Consider the following 16,909-nt stretch of genomic DNA (forward strand, 5'->3'; position numbering starts at 1 on the left):
CAGAGATGAGGTGCAGGGGTTTCCCCTCGCTACAGTGAACCCTGTGGCCGCCCCCATTCAATCTCCTCTGACTCCAGCCCAGGTGCGTGTTCTGGCTGAACGTCATGGTGTGGCTTTCGCGCCGCCCGTTTCTTCGCCCCTGTCTGGAGGTGCCAGCACGGTCTACCTCTTGAACCCCGAAGTCGTGCTGCGTGTTCCCCGCGCCGATCTGGAACACAGCGCGAGCTTTGAGCGGGAACGGCTTGTCATCTCCCTGGCACGGCAGGCGGGCGTGCGGACCCCGGCGCTGTTGGCTTTCGGCACGCTGCCCTGGGCACCCGGCAAGCCATATATGCTGCTCGAACGCGTTCATGGGGTCAATCTTGGGCAGCTTGGGCGGCCCCCGGGAGAACTCCCCGACACCTACCGTGAATTGGGACGAGACCTGGCGCGCTGGCACCTCCGCGCGGCACACGAGCATGATGGGCTGGCGCTGCTGCCGCGCGACGAGCATCCTGACCCCCGCGTGGGATTGGAAGCCCTGGCTGAGGAGGGCTACCTGCCGTCCGAGATGGCCGAGTGGCTGGGCGCGTGGCTGGACCGCCTGGCACCGCAGACAGCCCAGCCCCTCGTGTGGCGGGTCGTTCATGGAGACGCCCGACCGACCAATGTGCTCGTGAGTGAGCGTTCAGGGCTGTACCGCGCCCTCCTGGACTGGGGAGATGCGGCATGGGCCGACCCGGCCTCAGAGTTCGCGTTGTTGCCGCTCCGGGCCGTCCCCTTCGCCCTGGAGGGCTACCGGGAACTCCGTCCGGGGGTGGAAGCGGAGGTGAGTGAGGTGCGCGTCCTCTGGTACCACCTCGGGTGGGCTGTACACGCCCTGCGGCGTGAGCGTTCAACCGAACGCACCTGGAGCGCCCCGCCCGTGGGCCGACTGCTGGAACTCCTGCGCTTTTTCGTCGGGGACGTGCCTCCGGCGTGGCGTACTCTGCGGCCACCCCTCTGAGGGCGTTTCGGGATCAAGCATCCATTCCCGCCCCTACAGCCCGAACCGCCCGTAAATCTCCCCCACGTGCCGCAGATACCACCCCAGGTCGAAGGCGGCGCCCAGTTCCGCCTCGCTCAGCGGGTTCTCGGGGTCACTCCGCAGCAAGTCGCGCAGGCCCTCGCCCGTCTCCCAGCTTCTCAGGGCGTGGCGCTGCACGAGGTCGTAGGCGGCCTCGCGGCTCATGCCCTTCTCGTCGATCAGGGCGTGCAGCACCCGCTGGCTGAACACCAGGCCGCCGAGGTCGTTCAGGTTCCGCAGCATCCGCTCGGGGAAGACCACGAGCCCCTTCAGCACGCCCGTCAGGCGCCGGGTGGCGTAGCTCGCCGCAGCCGTGGCGTCGGGGAGGATGACCCGCTCGGCGCTGGAGTGGCTGATGTCGCGCTCGTGCCACAGGGCGACGTTCTCCAGCCCGGTCACGAGGTAGCCGCGCAGCAGCCGGGCGAGGCCGGTCACGTTCTCGGTCAGGATGGGGTTTTTCTTGTGCGGCATGGAGGAACTGCCCGTCTGCCCCTTGCCGAAGGGCTCCATCGCCTCGCGCACCTCGGACCGCTGGAGGTGGCGAATCTCGACGGCGACCCTTTCCAGCGTGGTGCCCAGGATGGCGAGGGCACTCAGGACCTCGACGTGGCGGTCCCGCGCGAGCGTCTGGTTGGTGACGGGTGCCGCCTGCCAGCCCCACGCGGCGGCGACCGCCTCCTCGATCTGCGGGGAGACGTGCGCGTACGTGCCCACCGAGCCCGAGAGCATGACGACCTGCACCCGCTTTCTCGCGGCCGCCAGCCGCTCCAGGTCACGGTCGAGCGTCGCCATCCAGTTCAGGAACTTCAGGCCGAAGGTCATGGGCTCGGCGTGGATGCCGTGGGTGCGGCCCACGACGGGTGTGTGCTTGTGATTGATGGCCTGGTTGCGGCAGACCTCGCGCAATGCCCGCACGTCCGACTCGATCAGCCCCAGCGCCTCGTCCAGCAGGAGGTTCTGTGCCGTGTCCACCACATCCGTGCTCGTCAGGCCGTGGTGGATGAAGCGGGCCTCCTCGCCGTACCGCTCGGTGAGTGCCCGGGTGAAGGCCACGATGTCGTGCCGGGTGACCGCCTCGATCTCGGCGACGCGCACGGCGAAGGCGTCATCGAGGGGGTCGGCTGCCGCGCGGGCCGTCAGCGCCTCGAAGGCCTCCCGGGGCACCTCGCCGTGGGCGGCCTGGGCCTGCATGGCGGCGAGTTCCACCCGCAGCCAGGCGCGGTACCGGCTCGCCTCGCTCCACAGGGCCCGCATTTCGGGGGTCAGGTAACGGTCGATCACGGCGGGCAGCGTAGCACCCGGCACGGGCCTATCCTCGGGCCATGCTGGAACAGGTCTGGGCGACCATCAACGAGGGGCGGAACGGGGAGGCGCGGGCCCTGCTGGAGACTGACCCCGCGCTGCTCGCTTCCGACGACGGGCAGCACACTCTCGGGTACATCCTCGCTCACGAGGGCCTGCTGGGCGAGGCGCGGGCGGTGTACGCGAGGTTGCGCCATGCTTACGCGGGTCAGCCGAAAGAGCACATTTTCGTCCATCAGCAGGGCATGGTGGAGCGGCTGGCCGGGGATCACCAGAGGGCCCTCCAGCTCTTCATGGAGGAGCGCGCCTTGATCGACGTTCTCCCCGGCGACCGCGCCTTCGAGCGGGCCGTGAACGGCTACGAGGTCGGCGTAAACCGACTCGCGCTCGGGGAAATCGAGGCCGCGCGCTCAGCCCTCTGCGCCGCGCTGAACGACGCCCGGACCGCCGACGACCTCGTGACGACGGCCTGCGTCCACCGAGCCCTGGGCGACTTCGCGGCGCAGACGGGTGATCCTGCCACCGCCCGGAGCGAGTACGACCTCGCCCACGCCGCCTTCGAGTCGGCTGGAGCCGACCGCGCCGCACACGAGGTTCAGGCCCGCCGCGCCGCTCTTTAGCCCTTGCCCCGCACCCCCACCCACAGCACCCGCACGCCTGGCACGGTCAGGGCGTCCTGCGGCAGGTACAGGTTCCACGCCCCGTGCTTCGGGATGGCGTTCGGCAGCCCCACCGCGCGCTGAAGGGCGTTCTGGTAGGTCGAGCAGTCGAGCCCATCGCGGGGGTCGGGGTCATCCCCGCCGCCCACCCGGTACGCCAGGCCGTCAAGCCAGGCGGCCTCGGCGCGCAGAGCGGGCATCTGCTCGGGGCGCACCCCCACGTCGAGCACGATCACGGCGTCCCGCGAGGCGAGCCGGGTCTGGGGGACGGTCTGCGGGCCGCCGTTCAGCAGGCCGCCCGCGAAGAGGCCGGGCGCCTCGGTGAGGAACCCCGGCGCCACCTTGCGCGAGACGTGCGGGCAGACGCCCCAGGGGCTCGCGGGCCGCCAGCGCCTCCCGCAGACGAGGATCAGGCTGCCTTCCGGCGCCCAGTCGAGGGCCTCGGCCACGCTGACGAGCCGACCCTCGGGCACGACCTGATCGGTGAGCAGGCGCGCGGCACTGGGCTCGCCCCCCGCCGGACCCGCCCGGAAGTTCAGCTCGCGCACGCCGCCGGGGGGAGTACACCCGCCGAGGATGAGGGGAAGCAGCAGGGCAGGCAGGAAAAAGCGGCGCGGCACCCCGCCATTATCCCCTACACTCGCCGGGATGACCGACCTCGCCGCCGCCCTGACCGTCGCCGTGGAGGCGGCCCGCACCGCCGGGGCCATCCACCGCGCCCACGCCGGAAAGGCCCTGAACATCCGCAGCAAGTCCACCTACAGCGACCTCGTGACCGAGGTGGACGCCCTGTCGGAGGCCGCCATCCGCGAGGTGATCGCCCGCACGTACCCCGACCACGCCGTCCTGGGCGAGGAGGAGGGCCTGGCGGGAGGCAGCGGGGACGCGCCCTACCGCTGGGTGGTCGATCCCCTCGACGGCACCGTGAACTACGCGCACGGCTTCCCCTTCTCGTGCGTGAGCGTCGGGCTGGAGGAACGCGGCGAGCGGGTGGTGGGCGCCGTGTTCGACCAGGGCCGCGACGAACTCTTCACGGCGACGCGCGGCGGCGGGGCCTTCCTGAACGGCTCACTCATCCGCGTGAGCGACACCCCCACCCTGACTACCCCGGCCCTGGTGTCCACCGGCTTCCCCTACGACGGGAGCGGGGAGGGCAACCTCGCCCTCGTCGCCCGATTGCTGAGGCTGGGGGTGCCCGTCCGCCGTCCGGGGGCCGCCGCGCTCGACCTGTGCTACGTGGCCTGCGGACGGATCGACGCCTACTGGGAATTCGGCCTCAAGCCCTGGGACAGCGCCGCCGGAAGCCTGATCCTGGAGGAGGCGGGGGGCACGGTGACGGGCCGGGACGGCGTGCCCACCCCCTACGCCCCCATGATCGTGGCGACGAACGGGCGGGTCCACGCGGAACTCCTCGCCCTGCTGCGGGAGGAGTGAGGCGAGGTGCTGCCCGTCCTGCTCACCGTCCTGATCGTGTTCCTCAACCTGGGGGGGGTCGCCAGCATCCTGCTCGAATTCGGGCACGGCGAGCGGGGACCGGGCGTGAGTTCCCTGGTGATCCTGCTGGCGCTGGACGCGGTCGGCTTCTGGCTGTTGCGCCGCCTGCGCGAGCCGGGGTAGGGGAGGAGCTAGGGCGCCTTCTTCAATAACGCTTCAACAACGCCGTCAGGTGCCGCCGCAATGCCCCCAGCACCGGCGCGCTCTTCAGGCAGGCGGCGAGGGCCCGGGTGGCCTGCCCCTCGCTGCCCGTCATCCCCTGGGAGAGGTGGGCGGAGACGGTGGGGTGGAGCCGTCCGCCCACGTACAGCGCCGACTCGATCAGGTCGTCCACGGGCAGCCGGGCGTGCCTTTCCCCGTCCAGGGTCACCGTCTCCACCACCGCCCGTCCCCGCCCGTCGATGCTGAGGTGCGCGTGCAGGGGCCGCCCGGCGTGGCGTGAAACCTGTTCGATGGTGGGCAGCAGGGCATTGACGAGGTTCACGGCGAGGCTCAGCCCCAGCAGGTGCGCGCGGGCCACGTCCTGCGCCCCGCCGCCGAGCGCCTGCGTGAGGCGCCGCGCGAGCCGCTCCCCCTCCGTGCGCAGCAGGGCCTGCGGGTCGTCAGAGGCCGGTGAGGTCTGCGTCATGGGCGCAGCTTAATGGAGAGGTGATCCGGGCGGGAGGGGAGCCACCCCCCGCCGTTCCTGTCTGGACAGACTTCGTTTTTCGCGTGCAGAGCGACTCCCGAGCCTGGAAAGCGCGGCGGAGGTGATGGTGTAGTCTCAGCGGGTATGAACGTCATCGGCAAGGTCACCGTGCTGCCGCAACTGCCCGAGGCTATCGGGCGGCTGTCGGAACTCGCCTACAACCTGTACTGGTCCTGGACCCCGCACGCCCAGTCGCTCTACCAGGAACTCGACCCCGAGGTTTGGGAGCGCTTCCAGCACAACCCGGTCCGCACCCTGCTCGAAGTCCCGCAGGAGAGGCTGACGCACGCCGCCGCCAACCCCGACTACCTGGCGCGCTACGGGCGGGTGATGGCCGACTTCGACGCGTACATGACGAAAAAGGACACCTGGGCGAGCCGGAACGCCCCCGGCCTCGCGCCCGTCGCCTATTTCAGCATGGAGTACGGCTTCCACGAGTCGTTGCCGATCTACAGCGGCGGCCTGGGCGTGCTGGCTGGTGACCACTGCAAGAGTGCCTCCGACCTGGGGCTGCCCTTCACGGCGGTGGGGATGCTCTTCCACCAGGGGTACTTCCGGCAGATGTTCAACAAGGACGGCTGGCAGGAGGAGGCGTACGACGAACTCGACCTCACCACCCTGCCCATCCGGCCCGCGCTGACGCCGGGGGGGGAAGAGGCCCGGGTGAGCGTGTACATCGGGAGCCGCAGCGTCCACGTGCGGGTGTGGGAACTCGCGGTGGGGCGCATCAGGGTGCTGCTCCTCGACGCGAACGTGCCCGAGAACAGCGAGGACGACCGCAAGCTGACGGCCCGGCTGTACGGGGGCAACCAGGAGCTGCGAGTGCAGCAGTACGTCCTGCTGGGCGTGGCGGGCATCCGGGCGCTGCGGCTGCTGAACGTGCCCGCCGGGGTCTACCACATGAACGAGGGGCACGCCGCCCTGCTGGGCCTGGAGCGCGTCCGCGAGTACGTGGGGCAGGGCCTGGACTTCCGCGCCGCCCTGGAGGCGGTGGCGAGCAGCACCCTCTTTACCACCCACACCCCGGTCGCCGCCGGGAACGACGCCTTCGCCTACGACCTGATGGACCGCCACCTCAGCGGATGGCCCGCCCTGCTGGGCACCGGCCGCGACGACCTCTACGCCCTGGCCCGCCACGAGCAGTTCTGGGACGGCCACTGGGTGCCCACCTTCTCCATGACGGTCTTTGCCCTGAACATGAGCCGCGCGGCGAACGGCGTCTCCGAACTCCACGGCGAAGTCAGCCGCGACATGTGGAAGTTCCTCTACGAGGGCGCCGAAGCACAGGAGGTGCCCATCGGCCACGTCACGAACGGGGCGCACAACCTCACCTTCACGAGCCAGGCCATGCGCGACCTGCTGGGCACGGTGCTCCCGCAAGGCTGGACCGAGCGGCTGGAGGACGAGGCGATGTGGGAGGCCGTGGAGGAGCTATCGGACACCCAGCTCTCCGACGTGCAGCTCGAAATGAAGCGCGAGATGGTCACCTTCGTCCGTCGCAGCCTTAAGGCCCAGATGATCCGCAACGGGGCCTCAGCCGCCGACGTGGCCGCCACCGACACGGTGCTCTCGGAGAATGCGCTGACCATCGGGTTCGCGCGCCGATTCGCCACCTACAAGCGCGCCACGCTCCTCTTCCGCGACAAGGCCCGCCTCAGCCGCATCGTGAACGACCCCGACCGCCCCGTGCAGTTCGTGTTCGCGGGCAAGGCGCACCCCGCCGACAACCCCGGCAAGGCGTTCATTCAGGAGATCTACCGCGTCTCCCAGGAGCCCGAGTTCCGGGGCCGAGTCGTGATTCTGGAGAACTACGACATGAGCGTCGCCCGCCAGCTCGTGCAGGGGGTGGACATCTGGCTCAACAACCCCCGCCGCCCGCTGGAGGCGTCGGGCACGAGCGGCATGAAGGCGAGCTTCAACGGCTCCCCCAACTTCTCCATCCTCGACGGCTGGTGGCGGGAGGGCTATGACGGCACGAACGGCTGGCCCATCGGCGAGGAGCGCGAGTACAGCGACCTGGGCGTGCAGGACGACGCCGACGCCTACAGCCTCTACAGCACGCTGGAGAGTGAGATCGTGCCCCTGTACTACGGCAGCGGCGGTCAGCGCGGCGGCTGGGCGAGGACGGTGCGCCGCGCCATCCGGACGGTGAGCCCCCGCTTCTCGATGCAGCGCCAGGTCATCGACTATGTCCGGAAGTACTACCTGCCCCTCACGGCGCGCGGCGCGGAGGTCACCGCCGACGGGGGGAGGCGTGCCCGCGAGATCGCCTCGTGGAAGACCTGGGTGCGCCAGCAGTGGCCGTACACGACCCTGCAAGCGAGCGCCAACCTCCCCACCACGGCCCACCCCGGCCAGCGGGTCGAGGTGCGCGCGAGCGTCAACCCCGCCGGAATCCGCCCCGAGGAACTCCAGGTCGAGGCGGTCCTCAAGCGCGGCGACCACGTCACCCGCGTGCCCCTGACCCACGAGGAGGGCGGCCGGTTCACCGCCCAGGTGCCGCTCGACGACAGCGGGCTGTACTCCATCGGCGTGCGCATGGTCCCCGAGATCGAGGGCCTGAGCAACCCGCTGGAGGCGGGGCTGATCAAGTGGGCGTGAGGGGAAAGCCCTCAGCGATCAGCCGTTAGCTGTCAGCCGAACCGCTCTCGCCCCTGCCGGGGTGGGGCAGTCCGGCTTTGGGCGCCATAATGCCCCCCGTGCGCCGCGTCCTGCCCGCCTCCCTGCCCCCTGTCCCGGCGCTGCTGCTCTCCATGCTGAGCATCCAGGGGGGTGCGGCCTTCGCCAAGACGCTCTTTCCCACGCTGGGCGCGGCGGGCACCACCGCCCTGCGGGTGACTCTCGCCGCCGCCCTTCTGAGCCTCGTCTTCCGTCCCCGCTTGCGTGACCTCACGGTGGAGGCGTGGCGGGCCGTCGTTCCCTACGGGGCGGCCCTCGGCCTGATGAACCTCAGCTTCTACCTCTCTCTGACCCGGCTGCCGCTCGGGCTGGCGGTCACGCTGGAGTTCGTGGGGCCGCTCGTGCTGGCGCTCGCCCTCTCTCGCCGGTTTCAGGATCTCACCTGGGTCGCCCTGGCGGCGGTCGGCATCGTCCTGATCGCGCCGCACGGGGGAGCCGGCGGCACCCTCGACCCCCTCGGGGCGGCGCTCGCTCTCACCGCCGGAGGTTTCTGGGCGCTGTACATCCTGGCGGGTGGGGCGGTCGGGCGGCGGGTGCCGGGCGTGACGGGAGTCGTGGCGGGAATGCTCGTCGCGTCGGCCGTCACCCTGCCCTTCGGTCTGGTCCAGTCGGGGGCCGGGTTGCTCGCCCCCCACGCGCTCCTCGCGGGTCTGGCCGTCGCCGTGCTGTCGAGCGCCCTGCCCTACAGCCTGGAGATGGCCGCCCTGCGCGCCCTCCCCGCCCGCGTCTTCGGCGTGCTGATGAGCCTGGAGCCCGCCCTCGCCGCCCTCAGCGGTCTGCTCTTCCTGGGCGAGCGCCTGACCCCGCTGCAATGGCTGGCGATGGGCTGCGTGATCGCCGCCAGCGTGGGCATCAGCCTGAGCGGCGAGCGGAGGGTGGTAGAGGTGGAACCGGTGAATTGAGGGGTCGATTGCTCTGGCCCTGTTCCGCGTTTTGGCCTTGACACCCGCTTCCTGTCCGCTGCCTCAGGGAGTGGGCGCGGCAGGAACAGCAGGTTCTGCGGTTTTTGCGGTATTCTGGGAAGTGAGAGGCGAGGATGACCGACAAAGGCCAGGACATGTTCACCGTGCCGCAAGTCGCCCGACTGCTTCATATCAGCGACGACACCGTGCGGCGACAGATCAGGGAGGGCGATCTGGAGGCCATACGAATCGGCACCACGCCCAAGGGAAGGCCGCGTTACCGCATCCTCAGCACAGTTGTCGAGCAGAAGTTGAAACAGAGCACGCTGTCCCAGTCCTCGGCCCTCGACCGCCTGCGCGAGGCGTTCGCTCCGCTGACCGACGAGCAGAAAGAAGAGCTGATCGAACGGGCGATCCAGTGGGCACGGGCGCAAACCCCGGATGAGCCCGACGATACGCCCCGCCTGCCCGAACAGACGAGGGAAGAGATTGCCCGGCGCCTCAACCCCAGGGCGAAGAAACTGCTCGGCCAGCTTCGGGACGAGTGAGTGCAGCCTTTGCGCCTGATCCCAGACGTAAATGTGCTGCTGAGCGGGGTCACGAGTGAACGTGGCCCCGCACGCACGCTCTACCTCTCCGCGCGGCGCTTCGAGGTGACGTTCGTGCTGAGCGAGGGACACTTCCAGGAGTTGCGTCGGGTGCTGACCTACCCGGACGTTCTACGGCTGGGTAGGGGCATCACGGCCTCGGACGCCTTTGGCTTGGCGGTGGAACTCTACGAGGGGGCGGAGGTGGTACGGCGGGTGGAACGCTTCGACTGGCCGTCGTGCCCCGATCCAAAAGACTGGTATTTGCTCGACCTGTTTGTGGCGGCGCAACCGGACGCGTTAGTGACTAACCGCGAATAGGGGTTGACAGGGTGGGGGGAGAAATGGCAAAGGGACGGTGCTCATGTGCCGTCCCGACCTCAGTCTACTCCCCATTCCCGACGCCCTGCGACGCCTGACGGTCTGGCTGACCCCCCAGATGCCATCCAAGCTGGTCCACCCCCACGAGAAGATCAGTGACGCCGAATTGGTGGCGGTGGCCCTATTGCAGCGGATTCACAAAGCACCCTACTTCAGGGGCTGGTGGAGGATGCTCAAACTCAACCACTGTCCCCATTACCCTTCGGAGGTCCAGGCCCGTACCCGGCTGGAACGCTTGACCCCTGTGATCGAGGGCGCGAGTGTCGAAGTCCAGGCACTGGACTTCGTGGCCGTGGACTCCGAACCCCTCCCAGTCTGCACCTTCAAGCGCGCTCCCCGTTGCAAGTTCAAGGGGGCACGACACGGCTTCAGTACCTCCGGCCCGGTGTATGGGTTCAAGCTGCATGCCTGGACGACCCTGAATGGCAAAATCGCCCAGTACGTGCTCCGGCCCGCCAACGAGCATGACTTCACCGTCGGGTGCGTGATGAACCGCGACTGGCCCACCTTCGGTGGGCCGAAGCAGATTGGGGACAAAGGCTATCAGTCCGGCACGTACCTGACGCCACCCAAAAGCAATGCCAAGCGTCCTGACCCTCGTTGGAAAGACGAATATGCGGCTGCCCGCAAGATCATCGAGTCGGCGTTCTCGGTGCTGGTGGGTTCCGGCTTGCGGTGGGGGCAGGTCAAGACGATGGCGAGCTTGCGGCTCAAGGTCGCCCTCCTCGTCCTCGCCCACAACCTCAAGTTCTTTGACCTCCCCGCCTAATCACACTTGGCGCTCCGAGTCAATCCCTATTCGCGGTGACTAAGGATCAACACCTGTTGCGTCTTCGCACAGCCCTCGACCTGCCCGTCATCGAGCCAAAGGACCTTGTGCGGCTGGGTGTGATCTGAAAGCCTCGCTGACAGGAGACGGGGCCGGTTACCACTCCAACAAAAACTGCCCCAGCCTCAGCCGGGGCAGTCGAGAGCCTGTGAGTCCTTACCCCTCCCCGTGCTCCGGCATACTCGCCGTGACCTTGGGGTCCACCCCGTCCTCGAAGCGCCCAAAGTTCTCGCGGAACATCCCCGCCAGTTTGCGTGCCGTGCGGTCATAGGCGTCCTGGTCCGCCCACGCCTCGCGCGGGTTAAGCACCTCGCTCGGCACCCCCGGCACCTCGGTCGGAATCTCCAGGTCGAAGAAGGGCTCACGCACGAAGGGTACATTGTCGAGTTCGCCGGAGAGGGCCGCGTTGATAAGTCGCCGGGTGTGGGCGATGCTCATGCGTTGACCCTGCCCGTACTGCCCGCCGGTCCAGCCCGTGTTCACCAGCCACACGCGGGCGCCGCTCTCCTGCACCTTCTGTGCCAGCAGCCGGGCGTACTCGCCGGGGTGGCGGGGCATGAAGGGCGCCCCGAAGCAGGTCGAGAAGGTGGGCTGCGGCTCGGTCACCCCCTGCTCCGTGCCCGGAATCTTGGCGGTGAAGCCGCTGATGAACTGGTACATCGTCTGCTCGGGTGTCAGGCGGCTCAGCGGCGGCAGCACCCCGAAGGCGTCGGCGGTCAGGAAGACGATGTTGCGCGGGTGCCCGGCGCGGCCTTCTTCGACGATGTTGCCGATCTGCTCGATGGGGTAGGCGCTGCGGGTGTTCTCGGTCAGTGAGCCGTCGTCGAGGTCGGGGGTGCCGTCTGCCCTCAACACGACGTTTTCCAGCACGGTGCCGTATGTCTGTGTAGTGCGGTGGATGGCGGGCTCGGCCTCGGGGTTGAGGTTGATGACCTTGGCGTAGCAGCCGCCCTCGAAGTTGAAGACGCCCGTGTCCGTCCAGCCGTGCTCGTCGTCGCCGATGAGTCTGCGGGCGGGGTCGGCGGAGAGGGTGGTCTTGCCCGTGCCGCTCAGCCCGAAGAAGAGGGCCACGTCCCCGTCCGGCCCCACGTTGGCCGAGCAGTGCATCGGCATCACCCCGGCTTCGGGCAGCAGGAAGTTGAGCACCCCGAAGATGCCCTTCTTGTTCTCGCCCGCGTACTGGGTGCCCCCCGCAATGATCATCCGCCGCGTGAAATTCACGATGATGAAGGTGTCGCTCCTCACGCCGTCCCGCTCCGGGTCCGCCTTGAAGGAGGGGATGTTCAGGACCGTCCAGTCGGGCTCGAAGTTCTCCAGCTCCGCCTCTGTGGGCCGCACGAACATGTTGCGGACGAACAGCGAGTGGTAGGCCATCTCGGTGACCACCCGCACGGCGAGGCGGTGCTGGGGGTCAGTTCCGGCGAAGACGTCCTGCACGAAGAGTTCCCGGCCCTCGGCGTGGGCGGTCATCTTGTCCAGCAGGCGGTCGAAGACCTGGGGGGAGATGGGCGTGTTGAAGCCGCCCCACCATACCCGGTCGCGGGTGAGGTCGTCCTCGACGATGAAGCGGTCCTTGGGGCTGCGGCCAGTCTTGTTCGTCCGCACGGCGAGCGGCCCCCCCGCCGCGACCTGCCCCTCGCCCAGCCGCAGGGCGGCCTCGTACAGCTCGTCCACTCCGGGGTTGTGGTGAAAGGCGGCGTGGCGGATACCGAGGGTCTGAAGTGGATTGGAGCTGGTCAGGCTCATGGGTTGCCTCCAAGAGAGTTGGTGTAGGAAAGATCACCCTGATCCTGGCCCAGGAAGCGGTTCCAAACCAACCTTGGTGTTGTCACGCCGCCGGAAACACCGGCACACGGAACGCGAGAAACCTTCAAATTTCGGGTGGTCACCCCGGCGCCTCTTGGTCGCCTCCGGGCCTTTCGCGTGCGGCTGGCACGCCTCCAGTACCACGGGCGAGGGGACACCCGGTCTCCCGGATGCCCCCCTCTGGATGAAGCCCTGCCTCAACGCGTCTGTCCGGTGCCGCCGCCCGCGCCGCCCGGCAGGGATTGGCCCTGGGCGTTCACCACGCGCACCTCGCGGTAGGTGCCGCTCACGCGGACGATGGTCCAGGGGCTCGTGAGGGCCTGGGTGGTGATGCTGCCCGGCCCCGGTGAGCGCACCTCGGCGGTGAGGGTGAGGACGCCGCCCTGGGTGCTGGCGCCGAGAACCCGCACCCCGTAGCCGCCGGTGGGCCGCTGCCCCAGGAAGATGCCGACCGCCGTGCCTCCCGCCCCCAGGCTGGGCGCGGCGGGCACGCCCGTCTGCCGCCCGTAGGCGAGGCCGTACAGCGCGCTCAGCTCGCCCTGGCTGGTGGCGACCCGCACGGTGGGGTCGGTGACGGCGGCGTTCGTTCCGCTGGCGAGTTCGGTAAAGGTCACGCGTGCCCCCTGGGCTTGAACGGAACCGGGCTGCCCCGCTCCCGGTGTGATCGTGACGCTGCCGGTGGCGCTCCCCTGCGCGACGACCGTGCGCACGTTCGGCAGCACGTACAGGGCCGTGCGGCGGTACTCGGTGGGCGCGGGCTCGACCGCGAGGGGCGCGTCGGGCACGCCCGCCTCGTTCAGCACGGTCACGGCGAGCGGGCCCTGGTTGAGCAGCGCGGCGCTCAGGGCGTCGGCCTCCGCGTCGGTGAAGTTGCCCGCCCCGCGCAGCCCGGCGACGGCGGTGCCCCGCAGGCCCGCCCCCGCTGGGGCGCTCAGGCGGCTCCAGGTGCGCCCGTCGGTGAAGTACACCGTGCCTGCCGCCTCGTTGAGCGTCACGTTGAACAGGCCCTGCGTGTCGTGGGTGAGGGCCAGCTTGGGGGTCATGGCGGCGGTCGGCAGGCGGTACGTCGCCTTCCCGTTCACGCTGAGGCTCCCCGCCACGGCGAGGGGGTCGGGCACCTGGGCGCGCAGTTCCACCGCCGTGTTGCCCAATTTGACGCTGCTCTGGGCCGAGCCCCGCAGGTCGCCGTACACCCAGGTGATGCGCTCCTGGGTGCCGCCGTAGAGCAGGGCCTCGTGGACCCTTAGGTTGCCGGGGCCGTTCATTGAGCAGCCCGCGAGAAGGCCCGCGCCTAAAAGCAGCGCGGCAGTCAGGGATGTCTTCATGCGGCCAGCTTAGGCACGCAGGCTGACGACCGACTGAAGCTCACCTTCAGGAAACGCCCACGCTGAGGGCGCCTTCCTCCCGCTCAGGTCGCCGCCTCGCGCCCCCGCCGGGCCCCCAGCAGTTCCCGCGCGTGCGAGAGCGCCGCCTCCGAGGTGTTGCCGCTGAGCATCCGCGCGATCTCCTCCAGCCGCTCGCGCTCGTCCAGCAGCCGGACGCGGCTCACCGTCCGCCCGTCCTCGACCTGTTTCTCCACCTTGTAGTGGTGGTCGGCGCGGGCGGCGATCTGCGCGAGGTGGGTCACCACGAGAACCTGCCGCTCTCCCGCCAGCCGCCCGAGTTGCCCGGCCACCGCGAGCGCCGCCGCCCCGCCGATCCCCGCGTCCACCTCGTCGAAGACGACGGCGGGGGTCTCCGCGCCGAGAACCGTGCTGATCGCCAGCATCACGCGCGACAGCTCGCCGCCCGAGGCCACGTCCGCGAGCGGCCCCAAGTCCTCGCCTGGATTGGCGGTGAAGTGCAGGGCCACGTCGCTCAGCCCCGAGGGGCCGGGGTGGGGCAGGGGCGTCAGGCGGAATTCCAGCCGCGCGTGCGGCATCCCCAGCTCGCGGATCACGGCGACGAGTTGCGAGGCGAGGGGACCGGCGAGACGGCGGCGCGCCTCGTCCAGCGCCTCGCCCGCCCGCACCGCCTCGCGCTCCAGGCGCCCCACCTCGGCCTCCAGGGTGCCCGCGTCCCGCTCGTCGCGGTCCAGTTCGGCGAGTTCGGCCTCGGCGGAGGTGTGGAAGGCGAGCACGTCCTCCAGGGTCGGGCCGTACTTGGCGCGCAGCCTGCCGAGCGCCGTGAGCCGTCCCTCCACCCGCCCCAGTTCCTCGGGGTCGGGGGCGCTGTCCTCGGCCACGTCGCGCAGTTCCCCGACCACGGCCTGCACGGCGTCCAGGGCCTCCCGCAGGTCGCGCTGGAGCTGGGCACTCGTCTCGTCGTACCGCGCCCCGGCGTTCAGGGCCTTCACCGCCTCGGCGATCAGCCCCGCCGCGTTCGTCTCGCCGTCGGAGAGGAGGTCGAGCGCCCCCGCCGCCCCCTGCGCGATGGTCTCCAGGTTGGAGAGGCGGGTGAGTTCGGCACCCAGCGGCTCCTCCTCGCCGGGCTGGGGGGCCATCCCCTCGATCTCGCGCACCTGGAAGGTCAGGAGGTCAAGCTGCCGCGCCCGCTCGCGCTCGCCCGCGCGCAGGTTCTCCAGCCGGGCCTTCGCCTCGCCCCACGCCCGGTAGGCCGCCGTGTACACCGCGACCTCCCCGCCCACCTGACGGTCGAGGAGGGCCCGCTGGTTGGCGGGGGTCAGCAGGCTGACCGCGCTGTGCTGCCAGTGGATCGTGAGGCGGGTGGAGGCCCACTCCTGAAGCTCGCGCACGGAGACGACCTCGCCGTCGAGGCGGGCCGTGCCACGCCCCTGGTTGGTGACCCGGCGGCTGGCGCTGTATTCGCCCTCTCCCTCGCCCCAGAAGCCGGTGACGAGCAGGCCGTCCTCCCCCGTGCGGATCAGGTCGGTGTTCGCCCGCGAGCCCAGGAGCAGCCCGAGGGCGTCCACGATGATGCTCTTGCCCGCGCCCGTCTCGCCGGTAAAGGCGCTGAAGCCCCCCCGCAACTCCAGCGAGAGGTCGCGGATGGTGGCGAGGTTGCGGACCTCCAGCCGGGACAGGAGGGGCCCCGCCGGGGCCGGGGTGGGCGCGGGCGAAGGCGGCGCGGAGGGGGCGGTGGCGGCGCGGGCCTTGCGGGTCACGCCCCCGAGTGTAGAGCGTCCGGGGCGGGGGAAAGGAGCACGGACGTCACGGTGTGTGGATGGGCGCGGGGCGCCGGGAACATGAAATGCACGTTACGGTCTGCCCACACTCCGGGCGGCGGCGCCTCGCACAATGGGGGCCGCGTGGATTCCCCGCCTCCCCGAGGAGGCGCGCGGAACGTGAAAGGAGCAAGGACATGGACAACCTCAACCCGGACAAGGGGACGGGCCGCCGGATGCTGCTGCTGGGCGGCCTGAGCGCCCTGGCCCTGAACGCCGAGGCGCGGCGCAAGCTGGTGAGCGGCACCCGCGACCTCCTCGGGGACGCTCAGGAGGCGGTGGAGGACACGGCGAGGGCGGTGAAGCCCGCGCTGGCGACTGCCACCGCAGGGGCCGGGCACGCGGTTCACAAGGCGGCGCGGAAGACGGAAGGCGGCGCCTCCCGCGCCGAGGCCGTGCTCGACCGCGCCGGGGACACGGTGGAGGCGGCGGCGGGGACGGTCACGTCGGCCGCCGCGAGCGCCACGGCGAAGGCCGCCGACCTCGCCCACGATCTGCACCGGGGGGTCACTAAAGGCGTGGCGGCGCTCGGAGAGACGGCCCAGGACCTCGCCGGGGACGCCGAGCGGGCGCTGAAGGGGGCCGGGCGCCAGGTGAAGCGCGAGGTGCGGGTCAGGCAGGCTCAGGGAGCCCGTACGGCCACGAAGGCGGCTCACGCCGTCGAGACTCGCCGCCGCCAGGGTGAGCATATCCTAGAGGGTGTCAAGACGGGGGTGAAGAAGGAAGTGCGCGCTGGAAAGGCCGAAGGTGCCGAGACTGCCGGGAAGGCCGCCCTCTCCGCCGAGGCTACCTTGCGGCAGGCGGAACAGACCCTCAGGGCCGCCCGCCAGGAGGCCGCGAAGGAGCTGCGGGCCACGCAGAGCAGTTGGCGCAGCGACGAGATCGAGCGCGAGGTGAGGCGGCAGCTCGGGTCCCTGCCCAAGGAAACCCGGAAGGAACTCGCCCGCCTGGAGAAGCAGGGGGGCCGCAAGGCTCGGGCTGTTCGGGCCGAGGACGGCTCCTCTGGGAGCGGCGGGCTCACGGCCCTCGTGCTGCTCGTCATGGGTGGGGTCGTCCTGGCACGTGTTCCCGCCGCCCGCCAGGCCATCCTCAACGCAGTGGGGAACGTGAACCCGGAGGCCGCGCAGACCCTGCACCGCGCGGGCCGCAACGCCCGCAACCTCGTGGGGACGATGTGGCTCGAACGGCTGGAGGAACCGGCCCCCGCTCCGGCGGCGGCGAAGGGCACCCAGGCGGGCACCACGGGCGCCACCTGGGGCGGCTCGCCTGCCGCCGGGTCCCCCGCCGCGAGCGGGGCGAGCGGCCCCTCGACCCCGGCGCAGAATCAAGGCAACAAGCCCAACTGACCTCACGTCGGGGAAGGACCGCTCGCTT

At 70.3% G+C, this 16,909-nt stretch carries 16 protein-coding genes; 10 read left to right on the plus strand and 6 right to left on the minus strand.

Annotated features, from left to right (window positions below; all coding sequences use genetic code 11):
• Positions 1–109 precede the first annotated feature (109 nt).
• Positions 110–985: a phosphotransferase family protein gene (locus tag DAETH_RS07010; RefSeq protein WP_264777402.1), complete on the plus strand. Its 876-nt coding sequence runs from the start codon at positions 110–112 to the stop codon at positions 983–985.
• Between the two features lie 33 nt (positions 986–1,018).
• Here DAETH_RS07010 and purB read toward each other — a convergent pair whose 3' ends face one another.
• Positions 1,019–2,326 carry an adenylosuccinate lyase gene (gene purB, locus DAETH_RS07015; protein WP_264777403.1) on the minus strand — a complete coding sequence of 436 codons (1,308 nt, stop codon included), beginning with the start codon at positions 2,324–2,326 and terminating at the stop codon, positions 1,019–1,021.
• Between the two features lie 41 nt (positions 2,327–2,367).
• On the opposite strand from purB, the gene DAETH_RS07020 reads away from it, so the two are divergent.
• On the plus strand, positions 2,368–2,967 hold the full coding sequence (locus DAETH_RS07020) for a hypothetical protein (RefSeq protein ID WP_264777198.1): 600 nt from the start codon (positions 2,368–2,370) through the stop codon (positions 2,965–2,967).
• Here DAETH_RS07020 and DAETH_RS07025 read toward each other — a convergent pair.
• Positions 2,964–3,626 (minus strand): hypothetical protein, encoded by a 663-nt coding sequence (locus DAETH_RS07025; protein WP_264777199.1) that lies wholly within the window; start codon positions 3,624–3,626, stop codon positions 2,964–2,966. The genes DAETH_RS07020 and DAETH_RS07025 overlap by 4 nt on opposite strands.
• Before the next feature lie 28 nt (positions 3,627–3,654).
• Between DAETH_RS07025 and DAETH_RS07030 the strand changes: the two genes are divergently transcribed.
• Both DAETH_RS07030 and DAETH_RS07035 read left to right on the plus strand, forming a co-directional pair.
• Complete coding sequence (locus tag DAETH_RS07030; protein WP_264777200.1) at positions 3,655–4,440, plus strand: inositol monophosphatase family protein; 786 nt, start codon at positions 3,655–3,657, stop codon at positions 4,438–4,440.
• A gap of 6 nt (positions 4,441–4,446) precedes the next feature.
• Positions 4,447–4,623 carry a hypothetical protein gene (locus DAETH_RS07035; RefSeq protein ID WP_264777201.1) on the plus strand — a complete coding sequence of 59 codons (177 nt, stop codon included), beginning with the start codon at positions 4,447–4,449 and terminating at the stop codon, positions 4,621–4,623.
• Between the two features lie 22 nt (positions 4,624–4,645).
• Here the strand turns inward: DAETH_RS07035 and DAETH_RS07040 are convergent, their stop codons facing one another.
• Complete coding sequence (locus DAETH_RS07040) at positions 4,646–5,128, minus strand: hypothetical protein (RefSeq protein WP_264777202.1); 483 nt, start codon at positions 5,126–5,128, stop codon at positions 4,646–4,648.
• A 144-nt stretch (positions 5,129–5,272) separates the two neighbouring features.
• On the opposite strand from DAETH_RS07040, the gene glgP reads away from it, so the two are divergent.
• From glgP to DAETH_RS07065, 5 genes are all read left to right on the plus strand, one after another.
• Positions 5,273–7,789: an alpha-glucan family phosphorylase gene (gene glgP / locus DAETH_RS07045; protein ID WP_264777203.1), complete on the plus strand. Its 2,517-nt coding sequence runs from the start codon at positions 5,273–5,275 to the stop codon at positions 7,787–7,789.
• A gap of 89 nt (positions 7,790–7,878) precedes the next feature.
• The gene (locus tag DAETH_RS07050; protein WP_264777204.1) at positions 7,879–8,769 is read left to right on the plus strand and encodes an EamA family transporter; all 891 of its coding nucleotides are present in this window, start codon (positions 7,879–7,881) and stop codon (positions 8,767–8,769) included.
• A gap of 134 nt (positions 8,770–8,903) precedes the next feature.
• The gene (locus DAETH_RS07055) at positions 8,904–9,317 is read left to right on the plus strand and encodes a helix-turn-helix domain-containing protein (RefSeq protein WP_264777205.1); all 414 of its coding nucleotides are present in this window, start codon (positions 8,904–8,906) and stop codon (positions 9,315–9,317) included.
• A 9-nt stretch (positions 9,318–9,326) separates the two neighbouring features.
• Complete coding sequence (locus DAETH_RS07060; RefSeq protein ID WP_264777206.1) at positions 9,327–9,677, plus strand: PIN domain-containing protein; 351 nt, start codon at positions 9,327–9,329, stop codon at positions 9,675–9,677.
• Positions 9,678–9,720: 43 nt separating this feature from the next.
• Positions 9,721–10,506, plus strand: coding sequence for an IS982 family transposase (locus tag DAETH_RS07065; RefSeq protein ID WP_264774389.1), 786 nt, complete (start codon positions 9,721–9,723; stop codon positions 10,504–10,506).
• Between the two features lie 216 nt (positions 10,507–10,722).
• On the opposite strand, the gene pckA is transcribed toward DAETH_RS07065, so the two are convergent.
• The 3 genes from pckA to recN form a co-directional block, all read right to left on the minus strand.
• Positions 10,723–12,312, minus strand: a complete 1,590-nt coding sequence (gene pckA / locus DAETH_RS07070; protein ID WP_264777207.1) for a phosphoenolpyruvate carboxykinase (ATP) — start codon at positions 12,310–12,312, stop codon at positions 10,723–10,725.
• Between the two features lie 257 nt (positions 12,313–12,569).
• On the minus strand, positions 12,570–13,697 hold the full coding sequence (locus tag DAETH_RS07075; RefSeq protein ID WP_264777208.1) for a protease complex subunit PrcB family protein: 1,128 nt from the start codon (positions 13,695–13,697) through the stop codon (positions 12,570–12,572).
• Between the two features lie 83 nt (positions 13,698–13,780).
• Entirely contained in the window at positions 13,781–15,475 is a 1,695-nt protein-coding gene (recN, locus tag DAETH_RS07080; RefSeq protein WP_264777209.1) for a DNA repair protein RecN, read from the minus strand.
• Positions 15,476–15,672: 197 nt separating this feature from the next.
• Between recN and DAETH_RS07085 the strand changes: the two genes are divergently transcribed.
• Positions 15,673–16,881, plus strand: coding sequence for a hypothetical protein (locus DAETH_RS07085; RefSeq protein ID WP_264777210.1), 1,209 nt, complete (start codon positions 15,673–15,675; stop codon positions 16,879–16,881).
• Positions 16,882–16,909 lie beyond the last annotated feature (28 nt).

The sequence above is a fragment of the Deinococcus aetherius genome (genome assembly GCF_025997855.1).
In the GTDB taxonomy this organism is placed as follows: domain Bacteria; phylum Deinococcota; class Deinococci; order Deinococcales; family Deinococcaceae; genus Deinococcus; species Deinococcus aetherius.

What these genes read in the sequence shown, in the direction of transcription:
- DAETH_RS07020 (WP_264777198.1), top strand. Translation starts at nt 2,368, where the DNA reads ATGCTGGAACAGGTCTGGGCGACCATCAACGAGGGGCGGAACGGGGAG.
- DAETH_RS07030 (WP_264777200.1), top strand. Translation starts at nt 3,655, where the DNA reads ATGACCGACCTCGCCGCCGCCCTGACCGTCGCCGTGGAGGCGGCCCGC.
- DAETH_RS07040 (WP_264777202.1), bottom strand. Translation starts at nt 5,128, where the DNA reads ATGACGCAGACCTCACCGGCCTCTGACGACCCGCAGGCCCTGCTGCGC.
- glgP (WP_264777203.1), top strand. Translation starts at nt 5,273, where the DNA reads ATGAACGTCATCGGCAAGGTCACCGTGCTGCCGCAACTGCCCGAGGCT.
- DAETH_RS07050 (WP_264777204.1), top strand. Translation starts at nt 7,879, where the DNA reads ATGCCCCCCGTGCGCCGCGTCCTGCCCGCCTCCCTGCCCCCTGTCCCG.
- DAETH_RS07055 (WP_264777205.1), top strand. Translation starts at nt 8,904, where the DNA reads ATGACCGACAAAGGCCAGGACATGTTCACCGTGCCGCAAGTCGCCCGA.
- DAETH_RS07065 (WP_264774389.1), top strand. Translation starts at nt 9,721, where the DNA reads ATGTGCCGTCCCGACCTCAGTCTACTCCCCATTCCCGACGCCCTGCGA.
- pckA (WP_264777207.1), bottom strand. Translation starts at nt 12,312, where the DNA reads ATGAGCCTGACCAGCTCCAATCCACTTCAGACCCTCGGTATCCGCCAC.
- DAETH_RS07075 (WP_264777208.1), bottom strand. Translation starts at nt 13,697, where the DNA reads ATGAAGACATCCCTGACTGCCGCGCTGCTTTTAGGCGCGGGCCTTCTC.
- DAETH_RS07085 (WP_264777210.1), top strand. Translation starts at nt 15,673, where the DNA reads ATGGACAACCTCAACCCGGACAAGGGGACGGGCCGCCGGATGCTGCTG.